The organism is Faucicola mancuniensis (assembly GCF_046523945.1).
Taxonomy (GTDB): Bacteria; Pseudomonadota; Gammaproteobacteria; order Pseudomonadales; family Moraxellaceae; genus Faucicola; species Faucicola mancuniensis.
The window spans coordinates 1,629,285-1,655,015 of sequence record NZ_CP171363.1; the positions used below are offsets into that span (position 1 = coordinate 1,629,285).

At 39.6% G+C, this 25,731-nt stretch carries 29 protein-coding genes and 2 pseudogenes; 21 read left to right on the forward strand and 10 right to left on the reverse strand.

Translation table 11 applies throughout. The features are described from left to right. Positions 1–174: 174 nt before the first annotated feature. Positions 175–618, reverse strand: a complete 444-nt coding sequence (locus tag ACGTJS_RS08010) for a MarR family winged helix-turn-helix transcriptional regulator (RefSeq protein ID WP_410471688.1) — start codon at positions 616–618, stop codon at positions 175–177. 142 nt (positions 619–760) lie between these two features. On the opposite strand from ACGTJS_RS08010, the gene ACGTJS_RS08015 reads away from it, so the two are divergent. The 13 genes and pseudogenes from ACGTJS_RS08015 (at position 761) to ACGTJS_RS08075 (ending at position 13,657) form a co-directional block, all read left to right on the forward strand. Continuing rightward, positions 761–1,093: a biotin/lipoyl-binding protein gene (locus ACGTJS_RS08015; RefSeq protein WP_315043825.1), complete on the forward strand. Its 333-nt coding sequence runs from the start codon at positions 761–763 to the stop codon at positions 1,091–1,093. A gap of 66 nt (positions 1,094–1,159) precedes the next feature. Then, on the forward strand, positions 1,160–1,639 hold the full coding sequence (locus ACGTJS_RS08020; RefSeq protein WP_315043822.1) for a hypothetical protein: 480 nt from the start codon (positions 1,160–1,162) through the stop codon (positions 1,637–1,639). Positions 1,640–1,647: 8 nt separating this feature from the next. Continuing rightward, a complete protein-coding gene (locus ACGTJS_RS08025; RefSeq protein WP_410471689.1) occupies positions 1,648–1,827 on the forward strand; it encodes a hypothetical protein in 180 nt (59 codons plus the stop codon). 2 nt (positions 1,828–1,829) lie between these two features. Further along, entirely contained in the window at positions 1,830–2,294 is a 465-nt protein-coding gene (locus tag ACGTJS_RS08030; RefSeq protein ID WP_315043816.1) for an efflux RND transporter permease subunit, read from the forward strand. 33 nt (positions 2,295–2,327) lie between these two features. Continuing rightward, positions 2,328–2,525: a transposase gene (locus ACGTJS_RS08035; protein ID WP_410471690.1), complete on the forward strand. Its 198-nt coding sequence runs from the start codon at positions 2,328–2,330 to the stop codon at positions 2,523–2,525. 100 nt (positions 2,526–2,625) lie between these two features. Further along, positions 2,626–4,269: a type I restriction-modification system subunit M gene (locus ACGTJS_RS08040; protein ID WP_410471691.1), complete on the forward strand. Its 1,644-nt coding sequence runs from the start codon at positions 2,626–2,628 to the stop codon at positions 4,267–4,269. Further along, on the forward strand, positions 4,262–5,635 hold the full coding sequence (locus ACGTJS_RS08045) for a restriction endonuclease subunit S (RefSeq protein ID WP_410471692.1): 1,374 nt from the start codon (positions 4,262–4,264) through the stop codon (positions 5,633–5,635). Before ACGTJS_RS08040 ends, ACGTJS_RS08045 begins: the two co-directional genes overlap by 8 nt. Next, complete coding sequence (locus ACGTJS_RS08050) at positions 5,628–6,665, forward strand: SIR2 family protein (RefSeq protein ID WP_410471693.1); 1,038 nt, start codon at positions 5,628–5,630, stop codon at positions 6,663–6,665. The genes ACGTJS_RS08045 and ACGTJS_RS08050 overlap by 8 nt, the downstream gene beginning before the upstream one ends. After that, positions 6,649–9,834 (forward strand): type I restriction endonuclease subunit R, encoded by a 3,186-nt coding sequence (locus ACGTJS_RS08055; protein WP_410471694.1) that lies wholly within the window; start codon positions 6,649–6,651, stop codon positions 9,832–9,834. Before ACGTJS_RS08050 ends, ACGTJS_RS08055 begins: the two co-directional genes overlap by 17 nt. Positions 9,835–10,423: 589 nt before the next feature. Then, positions 10,424–10,867: pseudogene (locus ACGTJS_RS08060) on the forward strand (ATP-binding protein); the annotation flags it as partial. Between the two features lie 204 nt (positions 10,868–11,071). Beyond that, positions 11,072–11,704 carry an ATP-binding protein gene (locus ACGTJS_RS08065; RefSeq protein WP_410473248.1) on the forward strand — a complete coding sequence of 211 codons (633 nt, stop codon included), beginning with the start codon at positions 11,072–11,074 and terminating at the stop codon, positions 11,702–11,704. Between the two features lie 70 nt (positions 11,705–11,774). Further along, the gene (locus ACGTJS_RS08070; RefSeq protein WP_410471695.1) at positions 11,775–12,767 is read left to right on the forward strand and encodes an SMODS domain-containing nucleotidyltransferase; all 993 of its coding nucleotides are present in this window, start codon (positions 11,775–11,777) and stop codon (positions 12,765–12,767) included. 2 nt (positions 12,768–12,769) lie between these two features. Then, positions 12,770–13,657: an S-4TM family putative pore-forming effector gene (locus tag ACGTJS_RS08075; RefSeq protein WP_410471696.1), complete on the forward strand. Its 888-nt coding sequence runs from the start codon at positions 12,770–12,772 to the stop codon at positions 13,655–13,657. Positions 13,658–13,672: 15 nt separating this feature from the next. On the opposite strand, the gene ACGTJS_RS08080 is transcribed toward ACGTJS_RS08075, so the two are convergent. After that, on the reverse strand, positions 13,673–13,849 hold the full coding sequence (locus tag ACGTJS_RS08080) for a hypothetical protein (protein WP_410471697.1): 177 nt from the start codon (positions 13,847–13,849) through the stop codon (positions 13,673–13,675). A gap of 62 nt (positions 13,850–13,911) precedes the next feature. Here ACGTJS_RS08080 and ACGTJS_RS08085 point away from each other — a divergent pair, with 62 nt between their 5' ends. From ACGTJS_RS08085 to ACGTJS_RS08100, 4 genes are all read left to right on the forward strand, one after another. Next, a complete protein-coding gene (locus ACGTJS_RS08085) occupies positions 13,912–14,223 on the forward strand; it encodes an ArsR/SmtB family transcription factor (RefSeq protein ID WP_410471698.1) in 312 nt (103 codons plus the stop codon). Between the two features lie 74 nt (positions 14,224–14,297). After that, on the forward strand, positions 14,298–14,603 hold the full coding sequence (locus tag ACGTJS_RS08090; RefSeq protein ID WP_410471699.1) for a hypothetical protein: 306 nt from the start codon (positions 14,298–14,300) through the stop codon (positions 14,601–14,603). Positions 14,604–14,949: 346 nt separating this feature from the next. Beyond that, positions 14,950–15,966: a YeiH family protein gene (locus ACGTJS_RS08095; RefSeq protein WP_002641731.1), complete on the forward strand. Its 1,017-nt coding sequence runs from the start codon at positions 14,950–14,952 to the stop codon at positions 15,964–15,966. A gap of 62 nt (positions 15,967–16,028) precedes the next feature. Continuing rightward, positions 16,029–16,373, forward strand: a complete 345-nt coding sequence (locus tag ACGTJS_RS08100) for a hypothetical protein (protein WP_410471700.1) — start codon at positions 16,029–16,031, stop codon at positions 16,371–16,373. Positions 16,374–16,525: 152 nt separating this feature from the next. On the opposite strand, the pseudogene ACGTJS_RS08105 reads toward ACGTJS_RS08100, so the two are convergent. The 6 genes and pseudogenes from ACGTJS_RS08105 to ACGTJS_RS08130 form a co-directional block, all read right to left on the reverse strand. After that, positions 16,526–17,541, reverse strand: a pseudogene (locus ACGTJS_RS08105) (IS5 family transposase). An 80-nt stretch (positions 17,542–17,621) separates the two neighbouring features. Then, on the reverse strand, positions 17,622–18,143 hold the full coding sequence (locus ACGTJS_RS08110; protein ID WP_410471701.1) for a hypothetical protein: 522 nt from the start codon (positions 18,141–18,143) through the stop codon (positions 17,622–17,624). Positions 18,144–18,364: 221 nt separating this feature from the next. Then, positions 18,365–19,516 (reverse strand): RNA-guided endonuclease InsQ/TnpB family protein, encoded by a 1,152-nt coding sequence (locus ACGTJS_RS08115; protein WP_410471702.1) that lies wholly within the window; start codon positions 19,514–19,516, stop codon positions 18,365–18,367. Position 19,517: 1 nt separating this feature from the next. Further along, on the reverse strand, positions 19,518–19,655 hold the full coding sequence (locus ACGTJS_RS08120; RefSeq protein ID WP_410471703.1) for a MerR family transcriptional regulator: 138 nt from the start codon (positions 19,653–19,655) through the stop codon (positions 19,518–19,520). Positions 19,656–19,679: 24 nt separating this feature from the next. Then, positions 19,680–20,018 (reverse strand): hypothetical protein, encoded by a 339-nt coding sequence (locus ACGTJS_RS08125; RefSeq protein WP_410471704.1) that lies wholly within the window; start codon positions 20,016–20,018, stop codon positions 19,680–19,682. A gap of 87 nt (positions 20,019–20,105) precedes the next feature. After that, positions 20,106–20,660 carry an NAD(P)H-dependent oxidoreductase gene (locus tag ACGTJS_RS08130; RefSeq protein ID WP_410471705.1) on the reverse strand — a complete coding sequence of 185 codons (555 nt, stop codon included), beginning with the start codon at positions 20,658–20,660 and terminating at the stop codon, positions 20,106–20,108. Between the two features lie 134 nt (positions 20,661–20,794). Between ACGTJS_RS08130 and ACGTJS_RS08135 the strand changes: the two genes are divergently transcribed. Then, complete coding sequence (locus tag ACGTJS_RS08135) at positions 20,795–21,022, forward strand: hypothetical protein (protein WP_410471706.1); 228 nt, start codon at positions 20,795–20,797, stop codon at positions 21,020–21,022. Positions 21,023–21,085: 63 nt separating this feature from the next. Here the strand turns inward: ACGTJS_RS08135 and ttcA are convergent, their stop codons facing one another. Both ttcA and ACGTJS_RS08145 read right to left on the reverse strand, forming a co-directional pair. Then, complete coding sequence (gene ttcA, locus ACGTJS_RS08140; protein WP_410471707.1) at positions 21,086–22,189, reverse strand: tRNA 2-thiocytidine(32) synthetase TtcA; 1,104 nt, start codon at positions 22,187–22,189, stop codon at positions 21,086–21,088. A gap of 178 nt (positions 22,190–22,367) precedes the next feature. Continuing rightward, positions 22,368–23,480, reverse strand: coding sequence for an AI-2E family transporter (locus ACGTJS_RS08145; protein WP_410471708.1), 1,113 nt, complete (start codon positions 23,478–23,480; stop codon positions 22,368–22,370). A 210-nt stretch (positions 23,481–23,690) separates the two neighbouring features. Between ACGTJS_RS08145 and purM the strand changes: the two genes are divergently transcribed. Genes purM through purN form a run of 3 tightly spaced genes read left to right on the forward strand, consistent with a single transcriptional unit; the run spans position 23,691 to position 25,686 of the window. Then, positions 23,691–24,740 (forward strand): phosphoribosylformylglycinamidine cyclo-ligase, encoded by a 1,050-nt coding sequence (gene purM / locus ACGTJS_RS08150; RefSeq protein WP_315043343.1) that lies wholly within the window; start codon positions 23,691–23,693, stop codon positions 24,738–24,740. 25 nt (positions 24,741–24,765) lie between these two features. Further along, a complete protein-coding gene (locus ACGTJS_RS08155) occupies positions 24,766–25,002 on the forward strand; it encodes a hypothetical protein (protein ID WP_315043344.1) in 237 nt (78 codons plus the stop codon). Positions 25,003–25,008: 6 nt separating this feature from the next. Further along, on the forward strand, positions 25,009–25,686 hold the full coding sequence (purN, locus tag ACGTJS_RS08160; protein ID WP_315043345.1) for a phosphoribosylglycinamide formyltransferase: 678 nt from the start codon (positions 25,009–25,011) through the stop codon (positions 25,684–25,686). The last annotated feature ends 45 nt before the right edge of the window (positions 25,687–25,731 follow it).

Here is a 25,731-nt window from a genome sequence, read left to right on the forward strand (position 1 = left end):
CCCAAACACTTGGCGTGCAAGGCGTTCCACAATTGTTTGTAGAAAAAGAAAATGGGTGGGTGCATATTCCAAGTGAATGGCTGTTTGATTTGGATAGCGTTTGTGAAAAGGTGCAAAGCCTTTGATTTTGTTTGAAAAATTAACCACCCAAATGATGTGAGTTTAAAATTCACATCATTTTTTATTGTCATTTTGGGCAATTTGCTCTCGTCCAATTTGACAAAATTCGTCCAACAGGGCAAATAATTGCTCGGTTTTTTTCTTACCAAAGGCTTTAAAAACGGCTTGGCTAAATTCATTACTCGCCTGCCAAATCGGTTCGGCTTGCACTTTGCCTGCGTCCGTCAATTGCATAATTTTTTCACGCTTGTCGGTCGGACTTTCAAAAAACTCAATCCAGCCTTTTTCTTTATAGTCTTTGCAAATGTTAAAAACGGTTTGCTTGGGAATTAGCCATTCATCACAAATAAATTTTTGGGTGCATTGATGATTTTTTTCGCTCATCAAGGTATAAAGCACGGCAAAATGGTTGTAATTTACACCCAATTGTGCAATGCTTAAATCCATCACTTCATCAAGATTGCCAATTTTTTTGCCTAAAATGTCAAAATCGTTCATGTTAAAATTTCCATCATTGATTGAATTTTATATTGTAACCTAAATTGACCAAATTGCAAGTCAAATTAGTCTCAAAAATGACTTTATTTAGTCCTAAAAATGATTATAATAAGCAAAATTTTAGTCATCCTTCAAACCTTTTATGAAAAAATTACTTTTAAGCGTGATGTTAGTCAGCACATTTTTAACCGCTTGCCAAAAAGCACCAACCGAGCTGAACGAAAAGCCGTCAGCCATCAAAATTAATGTAGTAAAACCCCAAAGCCAAAATTTTGCCAAAACTTTAACCTTATCTGGCAATTGGGTGGCAAAAGATACGGTTGCCATCAATTCTGCCTTGCAAGGGCAACAAATCACGGTAGTTTTGGTGGAAGTCGGACAGCGTGTAAAAAAAGGGCAAATTTTAGCCACGCTTGAAAATAGCAATGTACGGTCAAATGTTGAGCAAAATCAAGCCAATCTTGCCAAAGCATAAGCCAATTTAACCACGCAAAACACCGCCTTAAAAGAAGCCCAAGCCACGCTACAACGCTATCAATCCTTGATTGCCATTGATGCGGTCAGCCGTTTGGAAATTGACCAACAACAAGCCAAATTTGACACAGCAAAAGCAAGCGTACAATCGGCACAGGCGGAAATTGCCCAAATTCAAGCACAATTAAAAGACAGCCAACACCAACAAACTAAAGCCCAAATCATCGCCCCTGCGGACGGCATTATCACGGTTCGCAATGCTGAAAAAGGGGCTTTAACGGACAGTAACGCTCTGTTTCAACTGGCAAAAAATGGCACGATTGAACTTGAAGTTCAACCAACAAGCGATGAATTAGCCCAATTACAAACAGGTTTACAGGCAACGTTAAAAAACAAAAATTTAAATTGGGTAATGTGCGAATTGCGTTTGACGAGACGAGCGGTTTTGCGATTGGAGAATATGGGGAAGTGCAAATTTCGTTGCCGATGCAGAATGCGAATTTGGTTGTGCCGTTTTCGGCGGTGTCGTATGGTGATAATGGTTTGAAATATTTGATGATTGTGAATAAACAAGGCGAAGTGGAACGCCGTGAAGTGTCGCTGGGTTCGCAGTTTCAAGATTGGGTGGAAGTGTTGTCGGGCGTGAATGCTGATGAGCAGATTGTGCAAAAGGCGACGGCGTTTGTGAGTGCGGGGGATAAAGTGGAAGCGGTTTTGGTAAAGGATAAGGAATAATTATGCAATTCTCATCTTGGTCAATCCGAAATCCCATTCCAATTATTGTGTTATTCACAATTTTGACGGTTGCTGGGATTTTTTCGTTTATCAAATTACCGATTAACGCCGACCCCAATGTCAGTTTCCCCAATGTCATGGTTACGGTATCGCAAAGCGGTGCAACGCCTGAAGAATTGGAAAATTCGGTTGCTCGCCGTGTGGAAAATTCGCTGGCTGGTATGGCTGGTGTTCGCCACATCACGACCACGATTAGCGAAGGTTCATCGGTAACTGCGGTTGAATTTCAACTTGGCACGGACACCGACCGAGCGGTAAACGATGTGCGAAACGCCATTACCCAAATTCGTGATGAGTTGCCCCAAAATATCAGCAATCCTGTGGTGGAGCGTATGGACACCGAAGGCGGTGCGTTGGGTTATTATGCGATTCAGTCGCCGAATATGAAGCAAACCGAATTGTCTTAGAACCTGTATTCACAAAAATGATAAAATATCTTTATGACTAGAAAATCCTACCCAACAGACTTAACAGATGCCCAATGGCAAGCAATATTCATACAAAAAGCAGGTATTTTTGTAGCAAAAAAAGCGTTTGAGACCTATCCAAGTTTAAAAGATTTTGAGCAGACGAATTTATCTGCTGAAAATTTTGTTAAACTAGGGTATATTTCAAAAATATTAAAATTTATCAAATAGTTGTTTGTGAATACAGGTTCTAATACAATACTCTTCTCAAACTTGATAAAATCATCCATAACAAATTTTTACAATACTATTAAAGGATACATTAATGACAATGCCGACACAGCCCGTGCTTGAACAAGCCTTCCTAAACGACTTAGACGAAAAACTTTGGTCATCTGCTGATAAACTCCGCCAACAACTTGATGCCGCTAACTATAAACATATCGTTCTTGGTCTCATCTTTTTAAAGTACATTTCCGACAGCTTCACCCATCAGCAAGAAAAAATTCAGGCAGAGCTTAGCGATCCTGGAAATCCACTCTATCTTGACCGCACTTTCTACGATACGGACGAAGAATACCAAGAAGCCTTAACCGCCGAACTGGAAAACCGCGACTACTACACCGCCGACAATGTATTCTGGGTGCCGCAGCAAGCCCGTTGGGACGAGATTAAAGCCGTTTCCATCTTAAACATCGGCGCAGAGCTGCCTTGGGGTGGAAAATTTTCTGGTGTGGCAAAACTGATTGATGATGCCTTCGATGCCATTGAAAAAGACAACGAAAAACTCAAAGGTGTCCTCCAACGCATCAGCGGCTATGCCGTAAACGAAGACACCCTGCGCGGACTGATTATCCTGTTCTCCGATACTAACTTTACCCGCCCGACTTACAACGGCGAACCCGTGCATTTGGGCGCAAAAGACATTCTCGGCCATGTTTACGAATACTTCCTCGGTCGTTTTGCCCAAGCCGAAGGCAAACGCGGCGGGCAATATTTCACGCCCAAATCCATCGTCTCCCTGATTGTCGAAATGCTCGAACCCTATTCAGGACGCGTGTATGACCCAGCTATGGGCAGCGGCGGCTTTTTCGTGCAAACCGAACGCTTTATCACCGCCCATCAAGGCAACATCAACAACGTGTCCATCTACGGACAAGAATTCAACCCGACCACCTGGAAACTCGCCGCCATGAATATGGCGATTCGCGGTATTGATTACGACTTCGGCAAACACAACGCCGACAGCTTCACCCAGCCGCAACACATCGACAAAAAGATGGATTTCATCATGGCAAACCCGCCATTCAACATCAGCGATTGGTGGAGCGAATCCCTTGCCGATGACCCACGTTGGGCATACGGCACGCCGCCCAAAGGCAACGCCAACTTCGCTTGGCTGCAACACATGATTTACCACCTCTCGCCCAACGGCAAAATGGCATTATTGCTTGCCAACGGCTCCATGAGCAGCCAAACCAACAACGAAGGCGAAATCCGCAAAGCCATCATCAATGCCGACTTGGTGGAATGTATGGTTGCCCTACCCGGCCAGCTCTTCACCAATACCCAAATCCCTGCCTGTATTTGGTTTTTAAACCGCAACAAAAAGCGCAAAGGCGAAGTGTTGTTTATCGATGCCCGCCAAATCGGCTATATGAAAGACCGCGTATTGCGTGATTTCACCGCTGACGACATCGCCAAAATTGCCGACACCCTCCACGCTTGGCAAACATCAGACGGCTACGAAGACCAAGCCGCTTTCTGCAAATCTGCGACTTTAGAAGAGATTGCAAATAACGACTTCGTCCTCACACCGGGGCGATACGTCGGCACTGCAGAACAAGAAGACGACGGCGTGCCATTTGCAGAAAAAATGCAAAATCTGACCACTCTTTTGAAGGAACAATTTGCGAAAAGTGCGGAATTGGAAGCGGAGATTAAAAAGAATTTAGGGGGATTGGGGTATGAGTAATCAAGAATTTATCCCTGCAAGTGAATTTTGTGATTTAGTTACTGATGGAACCCATGACTCACCAAAGAAAACAGAATTTGGCGTTAAATTAGTAACATCTAAAAATATTGTTGGTGGAAAATTAGATTTAACGTCAGCATATTTTATTTCAGAATCTGATGCTCAAAATATCAATAAAAGAAGTCAAGTTCATATAAATGATGTTTTACTTTCAATGATAGGGACCGTTGGTGAAGTTGCTTTGATTGAAAAAGATCCTGATTTTGTAATTAAGAATGTTGGTTTATTGAAAAACTCAGATCCTAAAAAAGCAAAATGGCTTTATTATTATCTGAAAAGCCCAATTACCCAAAATCTGATAAAAGATAGATTAAGGGGAACAACTCAACAATACATTCCTTTAGGTGAATTAAGAAACTTTCCTATTTTAAAGCCTAATAGCGAAGAGCATTTGCAAAATACGATTGAGCAACTTTCATCGTTAGATAAAAAAATCCACCTCAACACCCAAATCAACCAAACCTTGGAACAAATCGCGCAAGCCCTGTTTAAAAGCTGGTTTGTTGATTTTGATCCTGTACGTGCCAAAGTCCAAGCCCTTTCAGACGGTCTTAGCCTTGAACAAGCAGAACTTGCCGCCATGCAGGCAATCAGCGGAAAAGCACCCGAAGAACTGACCGCACTTTCACAAACACAGTCTGACCGCTACGCCGAACTAGCCGAAACCGCCAAAGCGTTTCCATGTGAGATGGTGGAGGTTGATGGGGTTGATGTGCCGAGGGGGTGGAATTTGAAAGCCTTATCGGATTTAGGTCAAATTATCTGCGGAAAAACACCATCAAAATCGAATAAAGAATTTTATGGTAATGATGTTCCATTTATTAAGATTCCAGATATGCACAATCAAATAATTATTACTCAAACAACAGATAACTTGAGTGTAGCAGGTGCAAATTCTCAATCTAAAAAATATATTCCACCAAAAAGCATTTGTGTAAGTTGTATTGCTACGGTCGGATTGGTTTCAATGACATCTAAGCCATCTCATACAAACCAGCAAATTAATTCAATTATTCCAAACGATGAACAAATCTCTGAATTTTTATATTTATCGTTAAAACAGTCATCAATGACGAAATATCTAAAAGATTTGGCAAGTGGTGGCAGTGCAACTTTAAATTTAAACACAAGCACATTCTCTAAAATAGAGATAATGACACCATCAAAAGAAATTATTGATATTTTCCATAACAAGGTTGTTTATGCTTTTGAAAAAGTTTTATCGAACTCTATTGAAAATAAGAGGCTAGCTGAAATAAGAGATTTATTGTTGCCTAATTTGCTAAATGGAGAGAGTGATGAATAACAATTATTTAGAGCGCCTTTTCATTGAAGAATTAAATTCAGAAGGAGAAGAAATAGTTATTAGAGGAAGTGTTTTTCTTCGGGACCAAATTTTATCTAAACTAGAACCTGAAACTTATGAGTTAGCCTTTCAAGACTGGAAAAACCAACGTAAACAACAAGCAATTGACACTGCTAATCAGATTTTAGAAATTGCAGATAATAAACAACGATTCCATAAGCTAAAAGAAATCTTTAGAAGAAATAAACTCACCCCATTTATTGGAGCTGGACTTTCTATGCCTTCAGGATTTCCATCATGGAAAGGTTTTCTTTATGAAGTACAAAAAGAATCAGGAGCAGATTTCCCTATTTTTGAAGAATATATTCATAAAGGAGAATACGAAGAAGCTGCACAATTATTATTTGATGTAGATGAAGGTCATCTACAAGAACATTTAGAAAATCAATTTGGTAAATCTCCAAATCTCGGAGAACTACAAGGAATTATATGTAGACTACCTGAATTTTTTAAGGAAACCATAATTACAACAAATTACGATGATTTACTTAAAAAAATATATGCAGATCAAGATATTCATTTTGATCAAGAACTATGTGGTATTGATGCTGAAGAGTTTAAAAAATTATTTGGAGAAGGCTATCGAATTCTTTTAAAGCTACATGGAACATTTATAAGTAAAAACAAAAGAGTACTTACCCAGGATGATTATCAAAGACATTATTCCGAACACAATATCCTCAGAACCTGTGTAATGGAATCATTATTTTCTCAATCTTTGCTATTTTTAGGTTGTAGCCTAGATAAAGATCGAACATTACAATGTATGGCAGAAATTGTTGAAGAACGAGGCAAAGATAATCTACCTAAACACTATGCTTTTTTATCTTGTGAAAATCTATCTGATAAAGAACGAACAACTCGCAGAAAAGTACTTCAAAAATCCAATATTTTTCCAATTTGGTATGATGGCGATCATGATGAAAGCATTGAAGCCTTATTGGAATTATTAAATGATGGAGAATCATAAAATGCTCAACGAAAACGACATCGAACAACTTACCCTTCAACGTCTGCAATCCATCGGTTGGGAATATCACTACGGCAAAGACTTGCCTGTTCATGAAGGCGAGTTTGCCCGTGGCGATTTGAGCGGCGTAGTCTTTGTTGAACAACTGCGTGAGGCGGTGCGCAAACTTAATCCGCAGCTGCCTGAAAGTGCGGTGGATTCTGTGGTGAAATCGGCGACGAAAAGCGATATCGGCGACTTAGTGGTGCGGAATCAGGCGTTTTATAAACCGTTGCGTGATGGTGTACGAGTGGAATATACGCTAAATGGTGAGCAAAAAATCGAAATGGCACGCTTGGTGGATTTTGAGCAGGTGAAGAACAACCGCTTTGTCGCCGTCAATCAGTTGGAAATCCGCAGCCGTAAAGGGAGCAAGCGGATTCCTGATATTATCGGCTTTGTAAATGGTCTGCCCTTGGTGGTATTTGAACTCAAAAATCCGCTGCGTGAATCGGCGGATTTGTTGCAGGCGTTTAATCAGTTTGAAACCTATAAAGATGAGATTGCCGAGCTGTTTGTTTACAACCAAGCCCTGATTATTTCAGACGGCATTGCTGCCCGTTTAGGCTCGCTTTCGGCAGATTTCCAACGCTTTACGCCGTGGAAAGTGGTCGATGAAAAAAAGAAAAGCGCGCGCTTATATTTTGACGACGAATTGCAAAGCCTGCTCAATGGCTTGTTGCAGCCTAAGGATTTACTCGACTATATCCGCTATTTCGTCTTATTTGAGCGGGATTCCAGTGGTAAAACCATTAAAAAAATCGCGGCGTACCATCAATATTACGGCGTAAATGAAGCGGTCGATTCCACCATTTGGGCGACTTCAGAAAAAGGCGACCGCCGCATTGGCGTGATGTGGCATACACAGGGTTCGGGCAAGTCGATTTCTATGTTGTTTTATGCCGGCAAACTGCTTGCGCAGCCTGAATTGAAAAATCCCACCATTGTGGTGGTCACCGACCGCAACGATTTGGACGGTCAGCTTTTCCAAACCTTTTCTTCTGGCAAAGATTTAATCAAACAAACACCGCAACAAGTAGAAGACCGCGATCAGCTGCGCCAACTTCTTGCGCAAAATGAAGTCGGCGGCGTGTTTTTTACGACGATTCAGAAATTCGCCCTCAATGAGGAAGAAAGCCGCTTCCCTGTTTTAAATGAGCGCAGCAATATTATTGTAATCAGCGATGAGGCTCACCGCAGCCAATATGGCTTTACGCAAAAGCTGCATAACGGCAAATTTCAGGCAGGGTACGCCCGCCATTTACGCGATGCGCTGCCAAATGCTTCGTTTATCGGTTTTACCGGTACGCCAATTAGCCTAGAAGATAAGGACACGCAAGATGTGTTCGGGCGTTATGTGTCGATTTATGACTTGCAAGATGCGGTGGAAGATGGCGCAACTGTGCCGATTGTGTATGAAGCGCGCCAAATCCGCTTAAACGAAAAAGAACACGATGAGCTATTCAAAGAAATTGATGATTTGCTGGAAGAGGAGCAATCCCCTGCCCTGCGTTTGCAGGAAAAATTGTTGGGCTCGCAAGCCCGCCTGGCCGATTTAGCCGCGGATTTTGTGCAGCATTTTGCCAAACGCAATGAAGTCGTCGACAGCAAAGCGATGATGGTGGTATCCAGCCGTCAGATTTGCGTAGACTTATACAATGAAATCATCAAACTGCGCCCTGAATGGCATTCGGACAATATTAACGAAGGAGCGATTAAAATTGTGATGACGGGTTCTGCTTCCGATGCGCCGGAAATGCAGAAACACGTTTACAGTAAACAGGAAAAACAAACGCTGGAACGCCGCTTTAAAGACCCGAACGATCCGCTGAAAGTGGTGATTGTGCGCGATATGTGGCTGACGGGCTTTGATGCGCCTTGCTGTAATACGATGTATATCGACAAGCCGATGCAAGGGCATAACCTGATGCAGGCGATTGCACGGGTTAACCGTGTATTCCGCAATAAAAGCCGAGAAAACGGCGGCTTGATTGTGGATTATGTCGGCATTGCTGACAAGCTCAGAGAAGCCACCCAACAATATACTAACTCGCAAGGCAAGGGCAAGCTGACGGATAACGTGATTGATGTGTTCTTTAAAATGAAAGAGCATTTAGAGTTTGTCCGCAGCCTGTTTGCAACGCCAGTTGAAGGAAAAACTTTTGATGTTCAGACCGCCTTAGAAAAAGATAATCCGAATGATCTTTTGATGGCGATTCGTTTTGCTGCTAACCATATTTTAAGCCTCGATCAATTACCGTTTGATGGCAAAGCACACGAGCAACATTGGTTTAATAAAAAAGAAACCGAGCCACGCAAAAAAGCCTTTTTGAAAGCGGCGGGATTGGTGAAAAAAGGCTATATGCTATGCGGCTCATTGGCTGAAGTTGAGCCATATAACCAAGAAATTGCTTTTTATGATGCTGTACGCGCTATTCTCACGAAGCGTGGACAAAATGGTACGGGTTCTAATGAAAGACAGATTTTATTGAAAAAATTGGTCAATCAAGCCGTCTATTCTGAAGGCGTGATTGATTTGTTTGACCTGCTGGAAAAACCACAGCCACAAATCAACCTACTTTCTGAAGAGTTTTTGCAGACCATCAAAAACAGCCCGACTAAGAATTTATGGGTCAGCGCGGTGGAGCGTTATTTAGCAAGTGAAATTAAAGCCAAATCAGGCGCGAATCTAACATTGCAAAAAGATTTTGAACAGCGTTTGAAGGAAGCATTGAATCAATACCACAATCACAATTTGACTGTGGTAGAGATTTTGGACGAACTCTTCAAAATGAGCCAAAATTTCCAAGAACGCTTGGCTTTAGGTGAAAAACTGGGACTGAAAAAAGAAGAATTGGCTTTCTACGAGGCACTTGCTCAAAATCAAAGCGCACGGGAACTGATGGGCGATGAAGTACTGAGCAAACTCGCCAAAGAAATTACGGATACGCTCAGAAAATCCATCACCATCGACTGGCAATACAAAGAAAGCGTACGCGCCAAAATGCGTATTCTCGTTAAACGTGCCCTGCAACGCTACAAATATCCACCTGATAAGCAAGAGGAAGCGGTAAGTTATGTAATTAAGCAGGCAGAAGAAATTGCGGAAGATTGGACAGACGAGGCATAAATATCGTAACGCAAATTGCTACAGTAGGTGGTGTAGAAAGCAGTGTACAAGATATTTCCTTACAATTAACACGTGGAAACCAAACTCGAACCATCGCTTTGGAAATGATTACAACTGACCCTTCACAAAATATTATTTTGCGTGCGGGTGATGTAATTACTATGCATGCAAATCCGCTCAGTCTTACTGCACTAGACGCAGTTAGCAAAAATCAACAAGTTAATTTTGCGGCAAAGGTATGAATTTGAGTCAAGCAATGGGTGCAATTGGTGGATTAATTGACCGCCGCTCCGACCCTCGTGGTGTATTCGTTTTCCGTTACCAACCTTATCAGTAAAAGTACGCACCGTATTGGATCGCTTAATGCGTTGTTTTAGTGAAAAAAAGGGATTGATAAAAATCCTTGGAAATTGATCGCACTTTTTTCTAAAAGGCCGTCTGAAAAACAAACCCTCATATTTCATCTAAAAAAATGCAAAGTAAAACATTTTTTCATTGGAAAAAATGTATAAATCTAAACTTATATCATTAGAAAAAGTGTATTCCATACTGTATAATTAGCCTATATCCCTTGCTTTAGAGAGGCATTATGCAGCGTAAAATCATACAATCCTTAGAAAACTGGAAACACAAAACAAACCGAAAACCATTAATTATTCAAGGGGCAAGACAGGTAGGAAAAACCTGGGCGATGAAACACTTTGGCGAGCAATTCTTTGAAAAAGTGGCGTATATCAACTTTGATAATAACCCTCGTATGAAAACGCTATTTTCTGGCGACTATGATATTGATCGTTTGATACTTGGTTTGAAAATTGAAAGCGGTGTCGATATTCAAGCAGAAAACACCGTGATTATTTTTGATGAAGTACAATAAGTCCCACAAGCATTATCTTCACTCAAATATTTTTACGAAAATGCACCGCAGTTTTATATCGTCGCGGCAGGTTCATTACTGGGAGTATCGTTACATCATCAAGTCTCTTTTCCTGTCGGCAAAGTGGACTTTCTACCTCTTTATCCCATGGATTTTCACGAATTTTTAACCGCACTTGGCAAACAAGATTTGGTGAAATTGCTTGAGCTGAAAGACTGGTCGCTAATTTCAGCCATGAAAACCACCTATATTGATTTACTCCGTCTATATTATTTTGTAGGCGGTATGCCTGAAGCGGTAAAAGTATTTATCGAAACACAAAATGTCGATGAAGTGCGTCAAGTACAACGTAATTTATTGATGGCGTATGAACAAGATTTTTCCAAACATATTCACGACGGGCAAACTGTGCAAAAAGTGCGGTCAATTTGGGCTTCCATTCCTGAGCAGCTTGCCAAAGAAAATAAAAAATTTATCTATGCTCAGCTACAAAAAGGGGCGAGAAGCAAAGACTATGAAATTGCATTGCAATGGCTAAAAGACAGCGGCTTAGTGCATAGCGTGCCTCGAGTGAAGAAACCACATTTGCCACTTTCCGCTTATCAAGATAATGCCTTTAAATTGTATGGTTTAGATGTGGGACTGCTTGCCGCACAAAGCAATTTGGATGCCAGCGTACTACTGGAAGGTAGCCGTATTTTTACCGAATTTAAAGGTGCTTTAACCGAACAATATGTTTTGCAACAACTGATTGCCACTCAAGAAAATCCCGTTTTTTATTGGGCAACTGAAAAAGGCACAGCAGAGGTAGATTTTGTTGTACAATGTAAGCAAGCTGTGATTCCGATTGAAGTCAAAGCAGAAGAAAATTTAAAAGCGAAAAGTTTGAAAGTGTATGTAGAACAATTTCAGCCAGCGCAAGCAATTCGCTTTTCAATGGCAGATTATCGAGAGCAGGATTGGATGGTGAATGTGCCGTTGTATGGGATATAAAATTTCAACTTGAAAATATATTATACGGAACAATATAGCTGAATAATTTAAATCAAAAGGAACTAATAAAATGGCTAGAACAATACAATCTGCTTTAAAACAAATGATTGAAGAAAATGTGAATATGCCTTCAGACCGAGTCACAAAAGCAAGAGCTAGTAGAGATTGGTTACTAGAACGTATAGAAAACTTTGAAAAAAACACTCAACATTTATATTTTTGTAAAAATTTTAACCTTCACTTTGGTTCTTTTTCTCGTAGAACTAAAGTTAGACCAATAGATGATATTGATATAATGATTGGTTTAAATGGGCATCTGTTGTATTGGTATGAAAATATTTATGACTATAAAAATTGCTTAATTTATTTAAAGCCAGATGTTCAAACTAGCGAATTATGGAAAGATTGCTTAAATGCGGATGACTCACTAAATTCAACAAAGCTTCTTAATAAATTTAAAAATGCCTTAGTCAATATTAGCCATTATGAAAGTGCAAATATTCATAGAAGACAGCAAGCTATCACTTTAAAATTATCTTCCTATGAATGGAATTTTGATCTTGTTCCCTGTTTTCATACAACTTCAGGTGTTTATCTAATTCCAAATGGAAAGGGAGGATGGATGAAAACCAACCCAGAAAAAGATCAAGAATTAGTTACATCTATCAATCAGAAGCATAATGGAAAATTTTTGGAACTTGTTCGCTTAGTTAAATACTGGAATAGTAAAGCATTTGATAGGAAAGCAAACATAGAATCATCCTATTTATTAGAAGTAATGTTGGCTAATTATTATAGCAGTAGAGAAAATGTATATGATATTGAGTATGAGTTTGAGAAATCTTTAAGTTATTTAAGAGATAGTATATGGAATACTGCTGATGATCCAAAAAATATCGAAGGTGATTTAAATCATTTGAGCTATGAGGAGAAAATTAATTTAACATCAAGAATTAATAATGATCTAAAAAACATTGAGGATGCGAAAAAAGTTTCTGTGGAAAAATCATTTGAATACTGGAAAAAAGTTTTAGGTGATAAATTTCCTAGTTATGGAGATTAAAGGTGAAAAATATTTTAGAAGAACAAAACTTAGACAAAAACTTACGGTTATTGATAGTCCAGCGTGTGCTATACTCACGAGCGAAGAACTTCAAAAGTTTAGAATTATTAATTTTAGTCATATCAATAGGGATCTCAGTGTTGCCAATAATTCCTATTGAATATTTAAGGAGTTATCCTGAGTACTATTTTGGATCCATTTCAACATTTTGTTTAGTTATTTCTTTAGGTATAGGAAAAGTATCAAAAAGCAGCCAAGAGAAAGCAGCAGAAGTTCAACAACAATTTGATTGCAGTTTATTCAGTTTGGATTATCAGCCCGTTGTAGATAATGAAGAAATACTCAAAATATCAGATGAAGCCATTAGCAAGGATGGAGGTATAAAAGAGCAAGTGAGAAATTGGTATACAGATGCTATATCTAAATTTAATTTCCCTTATTCAGCTTTGGCTTGCCAACAACAAAATATAGGATGGAATATTAGTTTAGATAAAAGATATTTAAAATTTTTATTTTATTCATCATTCCCATTTGTAATATCTATCATCGGTAGCGTTTTTTTTATTTGGAATGAAATAAAACCACTTTTTTATAATGGCTTTGGTAATTTTTATAGTTTTCTTGTGTTTTCCACAGCCACTATAAAAATCCCAGTCAGTAGTGCATGGAGTATAAGAAATCAAATTAAAGAGAAAGAAGAATTTATAAAGGATAAACATGAAATCTTCTCTGATATTTCTGCAAATAGTATAGAATGTATTCCATATATTTTAAAAGAAATTCAGTCTAATATATTTAGATTCAGAAAGAATCACAAACCAATACCTGATTTCTTTTATAAATGTTATAAATATCGAGAGGAAGCAAGATCTCGTCAGCGATTAGAATAAAAAACGTCTGAAATTTCAGACGGCTTTTACTTTTAACGCATCCACAATCAGCTTAAACACATTGGAATGCCCACGACGGCTGGGGTAATAGAGATAAAGCGGTTTGTAAGTCATAGCATACTCAGGCAACAGCTCGACCAACTGCCCAGAATGGACGCTAAAAAACCATCTTCTAAAAATCCCCTTTGACATTTCCCATCTTTTCCTCTAAAATGCGTTCAAGTTTTTAAACATATAAACTCAAGAATCCGAATATGCCACAACAAACGATGAATTTAATGCGCGAGTGCATACCCATTTTTACCGTGTTGAGTGATGAAAACCGCCATCAGATCCTGCATGTATTGTGGGAACACGGAAGGATGAATGTGAATGAGCTGACCGAGCATCTGCATCTGTCGCGCCCTGCGGTGTCGCATCATTTGAAAATCATGTTGCAAGCCGGTGCGGTGGCGGTGGAGCAGGTCGGCAAAGAGCGGTTTTACAGTATTGCCATGGCGGATGCGGTGGCGAAATTGAAACAACTTGCCGATTTAATGGCTCAAAATTGCCCGCTTTCAAAATAGGGTTATCCGCTAACTCTTTATTTTTATCCAAATACGTTTACATTTTTAAACTTATAAACTTAAAGGAAAGAATTATGTTATTTACCCCGTTCACTTTTCAAAACGGCAAAACCGCCAAAAACCGCCTGTTCAAATCGGCAATGGAAGAGCAACTTGCCCAAAACGACCAGCCGTCTGAAAAACTCATCCGCCTCTACGACACTTGGGCAAAAGGTGGCGCAGGTGTGTTGGTTACGGGCAATGTAATGGTCGCCGAAAGCGGCAAAGGTTCGATAAACGATGTGGTGATTTCAGACGGCTGCGGTCTTGATAATGATGCAAGCGGTCAAATTTTTGGGGGGCAGATCAAAGTGCGGTCAAAACCACGATTAATAATTTGATTGATTTCCTTTTGAACCCTATTAAACATTCAATATCCTAGCCATTTTTACTAATATGCCTTACAATTTGGCACATAATTTATTACAATGCATTTGTTATGTTACGTCTAAATCTGAGATTTTTATATTTTTTGCTCTGCATAAGCTAAAGTGTAGAATTACAGGCTGCGCCAAGTATTCCAACATTTTTAACTGAAAATGGCTTAACTTATTGCACCCACGCTTCAGGTTTTTCATTTAATCCACAAACTGATGTTACTCGTCGCTTAGTCGAAAGCTATTTTGGCAAAATTTTAGATGAAACCGCTTGGGTAAAAGACAAAAACACTCGCTAAGGAAAGAAAAAATGAACACACGTCCCTTTTATTTCGGACTTATATTTATCGCGATTATCGCTATACTTGCTAACTATTTAGGAAACACTGATTTTTCCCATCATTATCATATCAGTGCTTTAATTATTGCTATCTTGCTGGGTATGGCAATCGGCAATACCATTTATCCGCAATTTTCAACACAAGTGGAAAAAGGCGTTTTGTTTGCCAAAGGCACGCTTCTTCGCACTGGCATTGTGCTGTATGGTTTTCGCCTCACTTTTGGCGATATTGCCGATGTAGGATTAAATGCTGTCGTCACTGATGCAATCATGCTAATTTCAACGTTCTTTTTTACCGCACTTTTAGGCATTCGTTATCTAAAAATGGATAAACAATTGGTTTATCTCATTGGGGCAGGTTGCAGCATTTGCGGTGCAGCAGCAGTGATGGCGGCAGAGCCTGTTACCAAAGCAGAATCCCATAAAGTTTCAGTGGCGATTGCCATAGTGGTCATTTTCGGGACTCTTGCTATTTTTACTTACCCCTTTTTCTACACGTGGTCACAACATTTAATTAACGCCCATCAATTCGGTATTTATGTTGGTTCTAGTGTACACGAAGTGGCTCAAGTTTATGCGATTGGGGAAAATATTGATCCTATCGTGGCGAATACTGCCGTCATTTCCAAAATGATCCGAGTGATGATGCTCGCCCCATTTTTATTAATGCTTTCTTGGTTATTAACACGTAGTAATGGAGTATCAGAAAATACATCACACAAAATTGCAATTCCTTGGTTTGCTGTACTTTTTATTGGCGTTGCCATTTTTAATTCTTTTGATTTATTACCAGAAGAACTCGTGAAATTATTCGTTGAAATTGATTCTTTCTTATTAATTTCAGCGATGGCTGCGCTTGGCTTAACGACGCAAGCAAGCGCAATCAAAAAGGCAGGATTAAAACCACTTGTTTTAGGAACACTAACTTATTTATGGCTAGTGGTTGGTGGATTTTTAGTGAACTATGGAATATCAAAATTAATATAAAATTCACTTAAGATTGACCGCACTTTGATTTGTACGCTAAAACCATCTTCTGAAAATTCCCTTTGATTATTACCGGCGGCTTCCGTTCACAAAGCGCCATGGAAGATGCCTTATCCAGCGGCCATTTAGATTTGGTCAGTGTCGCTCGTCCGTTTGCTTTGGTGCCCGATTTGGCAAACCAAATTCAAAACGGCACCTACCAAACGGTGCAAACCGACCGCATCAAAACGGGCGTAGCATTTGTTGACAAAAAAGCGGGCGCGATGCTGGAGATGAATTGGTATATGATGCAAATGGACTTGATTGGACAAGGTAAACAACCCAATCCTAAATTGTCGGCGTGGAAAGTATTGTTGAAAACCTTGTGGGAAAATGGCAAAGCAGGGTTAAGTACGGGCAGAGCCTAATGAAATCATACGAGCAGAAACCTTTGCAAAACCCCAAAACAATTCATTTGTTTTGAGGTTTTCACTATTTCAACACAACCACAACAAAATAAAGCAAAATAATCACACCAATCCCACTATAACAGCCCATTTTCAGGCTGCCTTATGCCCTTTCAGGCAGCAATCGGCGCAACAAGCCTTAACTTGTTCGCCGCTTTGAGCAAATTCAAACAAATCACTTTCAAACCCATTTGCCCTTTGACCTTTTCTAGCCCAAAATAACTCGCACGCTTACATCTAAATATACGATGCAAAATGGCAAAACTCTGTTCTACACGATAACGGATTTTCGCCAACTCCTTATTGCGCTCAATATCTTCACGCATCAAAGGTTTCTTGCGATGTGCTTTACGCATAATACCGTCTACTAATTGATTTTTCTCCAAAAATTCGCGATTGGATTGACTGTCGTAACCTTTATCCGCGTACACTTTTACACCCTGTTCAACCTTGTCCAACACGGTTTCTAAATTGTTCACATCAGATGCATTCGCTGGCGTAACGTGAATTTGCTCAATAAACCCCTCTTCATCGGTACGCGCATGAAGTTTGTAGCCCAAATACCAATGCTTGCTTTTGATTGTCCATCTTGCGTCTTTGTCTTTACTGGCGGGGGTTTGGATCACTTCTTCGTTCTCATTGATTTCAATGGATTTTTTAAGTTTTCCACCTGCAGTTTGAATAATGGTCGCGTCCACAATCGCCGTTTGCGCTTTTTCTACTTTGAGTTGATTGTGGGCTAGTTGTTGGTTGATTTGTTGGTAAAGTTCGTCTGCCAAACCTTCTTTAATCAACCAATTACGAAAGCGGTTGAGTGTGCTGTGGTCGGGTAGATTCATTTCATCTGGAAATTGGCAAAAAATGATGAAATCTAAACGCGTAACCAAACTGCGTTCCAATTCTGGGTCAGACAAACTCTATGCCATTGTCCGAGCAAAATGGCGCGGAACATCGGTAGTAACGGATAAGCAGGACGACCGCCGTTGTTGCGTACATAGTGTACTTTATGGTTGGCGAGCGTTTGTTCAATGGCTTGCCAATCCAGAAGTTGGGTGATTTTAAGTAATGGGAAACGGTCTGTGTATTGGTTCAGTAGGGTTTGGGCGGTGTGATAGAAAAAGCTGGACATGGAAAAATCCCCTAAATTTTTGGTAACAGAAATTTAGCGGATTTTTTGGGGTTTTGCAAAGGTTTCAGCCTGAAAATAGTTTAAAACACAGACCCAGCATCTTTCGGGGTAAAGGTTCTAATGTGGCGGCAATCTGTTCCTGTGGTTTTGCAATCGGATTCTTGCTTATTGTATTCACCTTTTAGCACAGTATTGGTATAACTGAATGCGCCGTGAAATTCATATTGCCCATTGCTTAACTTGTTGCGAAACAGAGCCAGTGAGCGTGGTGGTTGAACCGCAGCAAGTTTACAATTCTTATTATGGGCATCAATTTGTTCCGCAGTTTTTAATTGAGATAAGGGTAAACCTGTATCTTTACTCACACATGAAGCTACTGCTTTCGTTATTGATATATCAATCGTATCGTATTTGCCACTGACTGCCACGCCCCAGTTACCGCTTTGCTTGTTCATGGCTAAGAAAATAGATGTTTCTCCCAATAAATCTGCAATCGCTGTTCTAAATTGCGCTGGCAAAGTAGGCACGGCATCGCCCAATTCTACATATTCCTTAATAACCCCATTGTTATCGATAAGAAAATATATTTGACCAATAGACACACCCCCGTCCATAGTGGAATTAACTAATCGGCGATTACCTGCTCCATCAACGATATAAGTATTAGTTACATCACCACTACCGTTCCAAAAAACCTACCTAAATCTACCCAAGAGCAAATTTAGCGTTTTCTTCCTACTTCGCCGTTGTTTGCCTTATTCATTTGAACTTGGACTTACATCAACTCCATAGGCTGACACGGTGGAACTCACCGCCAAAAATATTAGGTTGTTAAAACCTTAGTTGCATGATTTAGGATATTGATACTAGCGTTTATATCTCTATCATGCGTAATATGGCAATTTGGGCATTGCCAATTTCTCATATTAAGTAGCAAGTTATCCAATTTATAATTACAATTGTGGCAAGTTTTTGAACTGGGATAAAATCTATCTAATTCTTTCACTGTTTTGCCCCATTGGTTCGCTTTATAAATCAGTTGTCTTTTAAATTCATAAAAACCCAAATCATTAATCGCACGGCTAAGTTTACGGTTTTTTACCATGCCTTTGATATTTAAGTTTTCAAGACAAATCACATCATAAGACTTAACAAGGCTTGTGGTTAGCTTGTGCAAAAAGTCTTTACGAATACAACTGATTTTAAAGTGTAGCCGTGATAGCTTGGTTTTTGCCTTTTCACGGTTTTTTGAGCCTTTTTGTTTTCGGCTTAAACTTTTTGACAGTCGTTTTAATTTGTTAAGTTTAGCTTTTAATGGCTTGGGGGCTTGGATTTTTTCACCATTTGACAAGGTGGCAAGGTCTGTAATGCCTAAATCAATACCAACTTGTTTGTCTGTTTTGGGTTGTGGTTTGATGATGTTTTGTAATTCAACGGCAACTGATACAAACCATTTACCGCCTTGTTTAAAGATTTTGGCGGATAGGATTTTGCCTTGTAAACGCAAGTTTTCACGCATTTTAACCCAGCCTAAATTAGGGATTTTTATGCGTTTGCCGTCTATTCTAAATTGGTCGTTGGATAGGCTAAATCTGTCATTTACGCCTTTTTTTCTAAATTGTGGGTATTTGCTTTCACCTTTAAAAAAGCGTTTGAATGCGTCTCCTAGTTGTATGATGGCAAGTTGTGGGCTACATTTGGTTACTTCGAGCATAAAGGGGAATTGTTGTCTTTTTATGCTATTTAGTTGTTTTCTAAGTTTGCCTTGTGATGGTTTGTTAAGTTTGGTTTCATCAATTTCTATGCTATTTGCTAAACATTCGTCACTGTATTTTTTGTCTTGTTCGTATTGGTTTTGCCATTCGGCTAACGCCCAGTTATAGGCAAGACGGGCTACACCGCAAGCCTTTGCAAAGTAAGTTGCTTGTTTATTCGTTGGGTCTAGGGCGATGATGTGTCCACGTATAAGGGTCATTCTAGTACTTATCGTAACGCCTGTGTCCTTTTGGCGTTCTTTGGGCAACAAGCATGCCACTTTTGTCCCATCTGCGTAATGTTGAGATAGATACGCCAAGTTGTTTTGATGCTTCGTTGATACTAATTAATCTATTCATTTGGATATTCTAAGATAGATTTGGTTAGTTTTCAAGAAGCAGTTTCAAACCCCAAGAATAAGCACCATCATATAAATAATATTTATTTTTTTCTAAGCCTTGTTTGGGTGAGACGCCACGTTCTTTCAATTCTGCAATATTGCGCCCTTCTAATTTGATTAAGTAGCGATTTTTGTAATGCCATTTGAATACTTCTGGCAATGAGCATTTTCCACCAGTAACAGTACTCAATGCGGCAGCAAATGGATTGCTAGTAAAATTATCCACAGCATCATTTACTTTTTCATATGCGCTGCAACCATTTAAACCAATCACAGCAACTAAACACAAAGAAGATAATTTTAGTAATTTAGTTTTCATCATAATATTCCAAATAATTTAGATTAAGAGAGATACTACACCCAAGCTATTGTAGCGTATTTTTAATACAGCCAAATAATTTGTAAATTTTCAGGCAGCCTGAATGGCGGTAATTAAGCGTTTTGCGTGTTCTTTTGCCAAATCTTTTTGCCCTGCGATTTGTTCTGCTGTTTGACGAGCCGAATAACTCACGCCATTGGTATAAACAATTGGTTGCAAATCCAAACCGCATAAAATCGCTGTGGTTTCAAACTGATAGCAAAACTCATCAACCGTATGTTTCATCACCGCATCATGCTGATAAGCCACCGCAGGAGCACCTGTGGTAAAGGATACAATCAACTTTTTACCGCCCAGTTTTGCCGTACTACCGTGCGAAAAACCGTGCAAAAAAACATCATCAAGCCATTTTTTCATCAAGGCTGGCATGGAATACCACGACAACGGAAATTGCCACACAATCACATCAGCATTTAACAATTCCGCTTGTTCGCTTGCCACGTCAATGTTAAAATTGGGATAAAGTTCGTCCAATTTGCGGATTTTTGCATTTGGCAAGGCGGTTGCCACTTCGTCCAAAATGGTTTTATTGGCGATAGAGTTTTGTAAATCTGGGTGTCCAGAGATGATTAAAACGTTTTTCATAAAATTTTTCTATTTAAAAAAGATAAGCATATTTTAACAGAAAACATTATAATAACAAGATGATGAATACCTAATTCACTATTAGGTATAATTTAATAATAAAAGAGCGATTTTTGAATTCAAAAAGAGAAAATATGCAACCGATTAACAGCTCCATTTACGGCTATCTCACTATTTTTCACGCCATTGTTAATGAAGGCTCAATCACCAACACCAGCCGATTTGGCAAAACATTGGCAAAAATTTCCGACTTTATATGCCTATTTTATGCAAACTCGGCAAAAATCGTTAAAAGTCAAAGTGTTTATAGAATTTTTAAAAGAAAAGTTTGGATAGGCAGCGGACGTTTTGGCGTGGTCTGAATGCTCTTAAACTTACGCAAACTGACACCGCCAAATTTTATCAAGTTATTCAAAAGTCCAATCTCAAATCACAGGATTAATCGTTGGAATTTTGTTTAATTTTGCCACTTTTTTGACGTGTTCAGGATTATTTGGGTCAAAAGTTTGCACTTGCGGAGCGGTTGGCACACCTTTTTGTTGCAGGCTTTCCGAGATTTGCCCTGCTTGAATATTTTCCCCTTCAAACACGCTTTGTTTATCATCACGATTAAGTGACAAATTTTCAAAATCAAACAATTTACGGTCGGCAAGCTGGCTTGGTGCGACGTTTTGCAATGCCCCAAAGATAGAATTTAAGCGGTTCGGATACTGTTTATCCCAATCTCTTAACATTTCGTTAATCATCGCACGTTGCAGATTTTCTTGGCTACCGCACAGATTACAAGGGATAATTGGGAATTTTTTGTAATTGGCATATTTGATGATGTCCTTTTCTTCTACATAGGCAAGCGGACGAATTAGCACGTTTTGTTCATCGTCCGACAGTAATTTTGGTGGCATGGATTTTAGGCTACCGCCATGAAACAAATTCAAAAAGAAAGTCGCCATCATGTCATCTCTGTGATGACCTAACGCAATTTTGGTCGCACCGATTTGTTTGGCAAAACCGTACAATGAGCCACGACGCAGGCGAGAACACGCTGAACAGTAAGTTTTTCCCTCTGGCACGATACTTTTGACGATACTATAGGTGTCTTTTTCCAAAATATAGTAGGGAATTTGGTGTTCGGTCAGATAATTTGGCAAAATATCTTCTGGAAACCCCGGTTGTTTTTGGTCAAGATTGACCGCCACCACGTCAAAGTTAATCGGTGCAATTCGCTTTAAAAACAACAACATATCAAGCAAGGTAAAACTATCTTTCCCACCAGAAATACACGCCATCACCACGTCGCCATCTTCAATCATATTATAGTCGTGAATGGCGTGCGACACTTGACGGCGGATTTTCTTTTGTAATTTGCGAAAGCGAGCGGAGCGAATATCATCATCAAGTGGGTGTTTTTCGCCTGTTTCGGTTGCAGTTTCGGTTTCAACTTCTTCGTTTTCATCGGTTACAGGGTCGTTCATCAATGATTGGTAAGTGTCGTCTTGTTCAATGGGTGAATTTTGTTGGGTATTTGTCATGGGAGAACCTTAAAAATTTTGTTATGTCATGGTTGCGTATTATAGCTGAAAATTGGCATTTGGTAAAAAGCTAATTCATGGCGTGGTTGAATTTCAGCATTTGATAAAAAGTTTGTCAAAAAAAACGACTTTTAATATTTTACTTAAAAGTCATTTTTTTGTTTTGAATAAAATTTGGTTAAGGGTTATCCACCAAATTATGTTCAGTTTTTTCTTTGTAATAATCACTTCGGATATAGGCTTGATAGGCATGGCGAGCCAATACATTTAACACCGCCGCCACAGGCAAGGCAATCAGCATACCGACAATCCCCATCAAGCTTGCCCCTGCCAACACCGCAAACATTACCCATAGTGGCGACAAGCCGATTTTATCACCCAATAATAACGGCTGTAAAATATAGCCTTCCACCGCTTGACCGACCATAAACGCCCCCATAATCATGAACATTTTTGTCCAATCAAGTCCAAACTGAAAAAATCCTGCGATAATCGCCGCAATAAAACCAATCGTAAAGCCCAAATACGGCACAAAACTGGCTATCCCTGCGGTCATACCGATAATCAAACCGACATTTAAGCCAATAAATTGTAACTGCACCGCATATACCGTCCCCAATAAAATCATCACCAAAAATTGTCCCTTAACAAAGGACATCAAGGCTTCATCGCTTTCTTTGGCAATTTCGCTCACCTTGTTGACATAGGGGCGTGGAATACTGTTTTGCCAACTTTTGATACGTTCCGACCAATTATATAAAAAATAAAAACTTAAAATCGGAATTAACACGAGCACACCTGCAACATTGACAACGTTCATGCCTTGTAAAAAAATATTGTCAAACAATGTTTTGGCATCGGTGGCGTTATAATGCTCTTGCACATAGCCGAGTAGCCCTGACGACCAGTTTTTGAGCTGAATAATCGGCAAATGCACCCTTAAATGCTGTTGCACCCAGCCACGAGCGGTCTGATTATACCAATCAATCATGGACGGAATGGACGACCAAAAATCTTGTGCTTGTGTCCAAATCAAAGGCAATAGCCACCAAAGTAACATTGCAAGCCCAAAAGTAATGCCAAAATACACCACCAAAATCACCAACCAACGGCGAACTTTTAAGGTTTGTTCAATTTTGGTTACAATTGGGTTTAGTAAATAAGCAAGAACAAACGCAGAAATAAACGGCACAAGCACCATATTCAAGCGATAAATCAGATACAATAAAATGCCAATGCCTGTCAAAATAAACAGACGTGTAAAAAAAGGGTCAAAGCGATGTGATTGCATAGGATTCTCAAATTTTTTGTTGTTTTAAATGGTTGTAATTTAGGCATTAGTTTAGGCATTTTTTAAAAAAATAGCCAGTGGCAAATGCAAAATACTACAAAATTGTGCGAAATTTTAACAAAATCACACCAAAACAAACTGATTAATGTCTTTTTCTAAAAATTTCGGTATAATGGGCGTATCTTTTTTAACTAATATTTTGGAAATATTATGATTTCTCAAACCTCCCAATCATTAAGCTACAAAGACGCAGGCGTGGACATTGACGCAGGCGAAGCCCTTGTTTCCCGTATCAAATCGGTTGCCAAAGCCACTTCACGCAAAGAAGTGGTGGGCGGACTTGGCGGATTTGGGGCGTTATGCCGTATTCCACAAGGCTACAAATCACCGCTACTGGTATCTGGCACGGACGGCGTTGGCACAAAATTAAAATTGGCATTGGACTTTAACAAGCATGATACCATCGGTCAAGATTTGGTCGCCATGTGCGTGAACGACTTGCTTGTATGCGGTGCAGAGCCGTTGTTTTTCTTAGATTATTACGCCACAGGCAAACTAGACGTGGACACGGCAGAGTCGGTGATTAAAGGCATTGGCGATGGCTGTCTGCTTGCCAATTGTGCGTTAATTGGTGGTGAAACTGCCGAAATGCCGGGAATGTATCAAGATGAAGATTATGATTTGGCGGGCTTTTGCGTAGGCGTGGTGGAAGAAGATGAAGTCATCACAGGCGAAAATGTCAAAGAAGGCGATGTGTTAATTGGCATTGCGTCTAGTGGCGTGCATTCAAACGGCTATTCGCTCGTGCGTAAAGTCATGGAAGTGGCAAAAACCGACACAAATACGGAAACCATTGACGGCAAATCTATCAAAGATGTGCTACTTGCCCCAACCAAAATCTATGTCAAATCAATCCAAGCCCTACAAAAAACGCTTGGTAATGCTAATTTGCACGCAATGGCACACATTACAGGCGGTGGCTTGACCGAAAACCTGCCACGAGTATTGCCAGATGACTTAACCGCTCAAATTGATGTCAATTCTTGGGCGTTTCCACCTGTGTTTGCGTGGCTACAAGAAAAAGGTAACATTGAGCAAATGGAGATGTACCGCACCTTTAACTGTGGCGTCGGTTTTGTGGTGGTGTTGCCAAAAGACAAAGCTGATGAAGCGATTAAACTGTTAAATGACAACGGTGAAAATGCGTGGAAATTAGGTGAGATTGTTAAACGTGATGGCGAGGCGGTTACTTATCGTTAATCATTAAAATAAAAAAGGTGTATTTATGCAAGTTTTAACTTCAGATTTTAATTATCAAGAATTTGAACCAAATGTGCAACAATTTGTGCCAATGATTGAAAAATTATCGGCAAATGAAAGGTTTGCTTTGGTAAAACTTATCATGAATATGCCTTTTTTAACGATTGAAAAACAATCGGAACAAGAAACACCAAAGAAATTAGCACCGCTTGACGTTAAATTATTTGATACGGTGTATGTGAGCGATGATTTTAATAATTAGAAAAAAATGAACTCAAAACCCCTAAAAATTGCCGTCCTAGTTTCTGGTAGCGGCAGCAATTTACAAGTATTAATTGACAAACAATTAAACAAAAGCCTAAACATTGACATCGTTGGCATCATCAGCAATCGTGCAGACGCATTCGCCCTAGAGCGTGCCAAAAAAGCAAACATCACCACCGCCATCATTGACAAAGACGACAACGGCAAAAAATACACCCGAGTTGGCTTTGAACAAAAAGCCCTAGAAGTGCTAAACGACTGGCAACCCGATTTGGTGGTGTTGGCAGGCTTTATGCGAATTTTAACGCCACTTTTTATAGATGGCGTAACCGCACAAAACGGCTTACACGTGCCAATGATAAACCTACACCCATCACTTTTGCCCAATTATAAAGGCTTGGACACTCACGAGCGTGTGCTAAAAAGTGGTGAAAAATATCACGGCTGTAGCGTGCATTTGGTGACAAGCGAACTAGACGCTGGTGAAGTGATTGCCCAAGCGGTTACCGAAGTGAAACATAGTGAAACCGCTGACGAGTTACAAAACCGTGTGCATACCTTAGAGCATCAGCTTTTGCCGATGGTGGTGAATTTGTTTGCCGAGCAAGTTTTACAGCAAAAAAATGGTGAAATTATTAATAAAGTCGGCGTAGATTTGCCATTAAAATTATTTTTCGCTTAAAAGATTTGACAAAATAAGCCAAAAATAAGATGAAAAGTCAAAAAA

Excerpts from the sequence above, each read along its gene's own strand:
- ACGTJS_RS08010 (WP_410471688.1), bottom strand. The coding sequence starts at position 618 with ATGAACGATTTTGACATTTTAGGCAAAAAAATTGGCAATCTTGATGAA.
- ACGTJS_RS08015 (WP_315043825.1), top strand. The coding sequence starts at position 761 with ATGAAAAAATTACTTTTAAGCGTGATGTTAGTCAGCACATTTTTAACC.
- ACGTJS_RS08025 (WP_410471689.1), top strand. The coding sequence starts at position 1,648 with ATGATTGTGAATAAACAAGGCGAAGTGGAACGCCGTGAAGTGTCGCTG.
- ACGTJS_RS08030 (WP_315043816.1), top strand. The coding sequence starts at position 1,830 with ATGCAATTCTCATCTTGGTCAATCCGAAATCCCATTCCAATTATTGTG.
- ACGTJS_RS08035 (WP_410471690.1), top strand. The coding sequence starts at position 2,328 with ATGACTAGAAAATCCTACCCAACAGACTTAACAGATGCCCAATGGCAA.
- ACGTJS_RS08040 (WP_410471691.1), top strand. The coding sequence starts at position 2,626 with ATGCCGACACAGCCCGTGCTTGAACAAGCCTTCCTAAACGACTTAGAC.
- ACGTJS_RS08045 (WP_410471692.1), top strand. The coding sequence starts at position 4,262 with ATGAGTAATCAAGAATTTATCCCTGCAAGTGAATTTTGTGATTTAGTT.
- ACGTJS_RS08050 (WP_410471693.1), top strand. The coding sequence starts at position 5,628 with ATGAATAACAATTATTTAGAGCGCCTTTTCATTGAAGAATTAAATTCA.
- ACGTJS_RS08055 (WP_410471694.1), top strand. The coding sequence starts at position 6,649 with ATGATGGAGAATCATAAAATGCTCAACGAAAACGACATCGAACAACTT.
- ACGTJS_RS08065 (WP_410473248.1), top strand. The coding sequence starts at position 11,072 with ATGGCGTATGAACAAGATTTTTCCAAACATATTCACGACGGGCAAACT.
- ACGTJS_RS08070 (WP_410471695.1), top strand. The coding sequence starts at position 11,775 with ATGGCTAGAACAATACAATCTGCTTTAAAACAAATGATTGAAGAAAAT.
- ACGTJS_RS08080 (WP_410471697.1), bottom strand. The coding sequence starts at position 13,849 with ATGTCAAAGGGGATTTTTAGAAGATGGTTTTTTAGCGTCCATTCTGGG.
- ACGTJS_RS08085 (WP_410471698.1), top strand. The coding sequence starts at position 13,912 with ATGCCACAACAAACGATGAATTTAATGCGCGAGTGCATACCCATTTTT.
- ACGTJS_RS08090 (WP_410471699.1), top strand. The coding sequence starts at position 14,298 with ATGTTATTTACCCCGTTCACTTTTCAAAACGGCAAAACCGCCAAAAAC.
- ACGTJS_RS08095 (WP_002641731.1), top strand. The coding sequence starts at position 14,950 with ATGAACACACGTCCCTTTTATTTCGGACTTATATTTATCGCGATTATC.
- ACGTJS_RS08115 (WP_410471702.1), bottom strand. The coding sequence starts at position 19,516 with ATGACCCTTATACGTGGACACATCATCGCCCTAGACCCAACGAATAAA.
- ACGTJS_RS08120 (WP_410471703.1), bottom strand. The coding sequence starts at position 19,655 with ATGAATAGATTAATTAGTATCAACGAAGCATCAAAACAACTTGGCGTA.
- ACGTJS_RS08125 (WP_410471704.1), bottom strand. The coding sequence starts at position 20,018 with ATGATGAAAACTAAATTACTAAAATTATCTTCTTTGTGTTTAGTTGCT.
- ACGTJS_RS08130 (WP_410471705.1), bottom strand. The coding sequence starts at position 20,660 with ATGAAAAACGTTTTAATCATCTCTGGACACCCAGATTTACAAAACTCT.
- ACGTJS_RS08135 (WP_410471706.1), top strand. The coding sequence starts at position 20,795 with ATGCAACCGATTAACAGCTCCATTTACGGCTATCTCACTATTTTTCAC.
- ttcA (WP_410471707.1), bottom strand. The coding sequence starts at position 22,189 with ATGACAAATACCCAACAAAATTCACCCATTGAACAAGACGACACTTAC.
- ACGTJS_RS08145 (WP_410471708.1), bottom strand. The coding sequence starts at position 23,480 with ATGCAATCACATCGCTTTGACCCTTTTTTTACACGTCTGTTTATTTTG.
- purM (WP_315043343.1), top strand. The coding sequence starts at position 23,691 with ATGATTTCTCAAACCTCCCAATCATTAAGCTACAAAGACGCAGGCGTG.
- ACGTJS_RS08155 (WP_315043344.1), top strand. The coding sequence starts at position 24,766 with ATGCAAGTTTTAACTTCAGATTTTAATTATCAAGAATTTGAACCAAAT.
- purN (WP_315043345.1), top strand. The coding sequence starts at position 25,009 with ATGAACTCAAAACCCCTAAAAATTGCCGTCCTAGTTTCTGGTAGCGGC.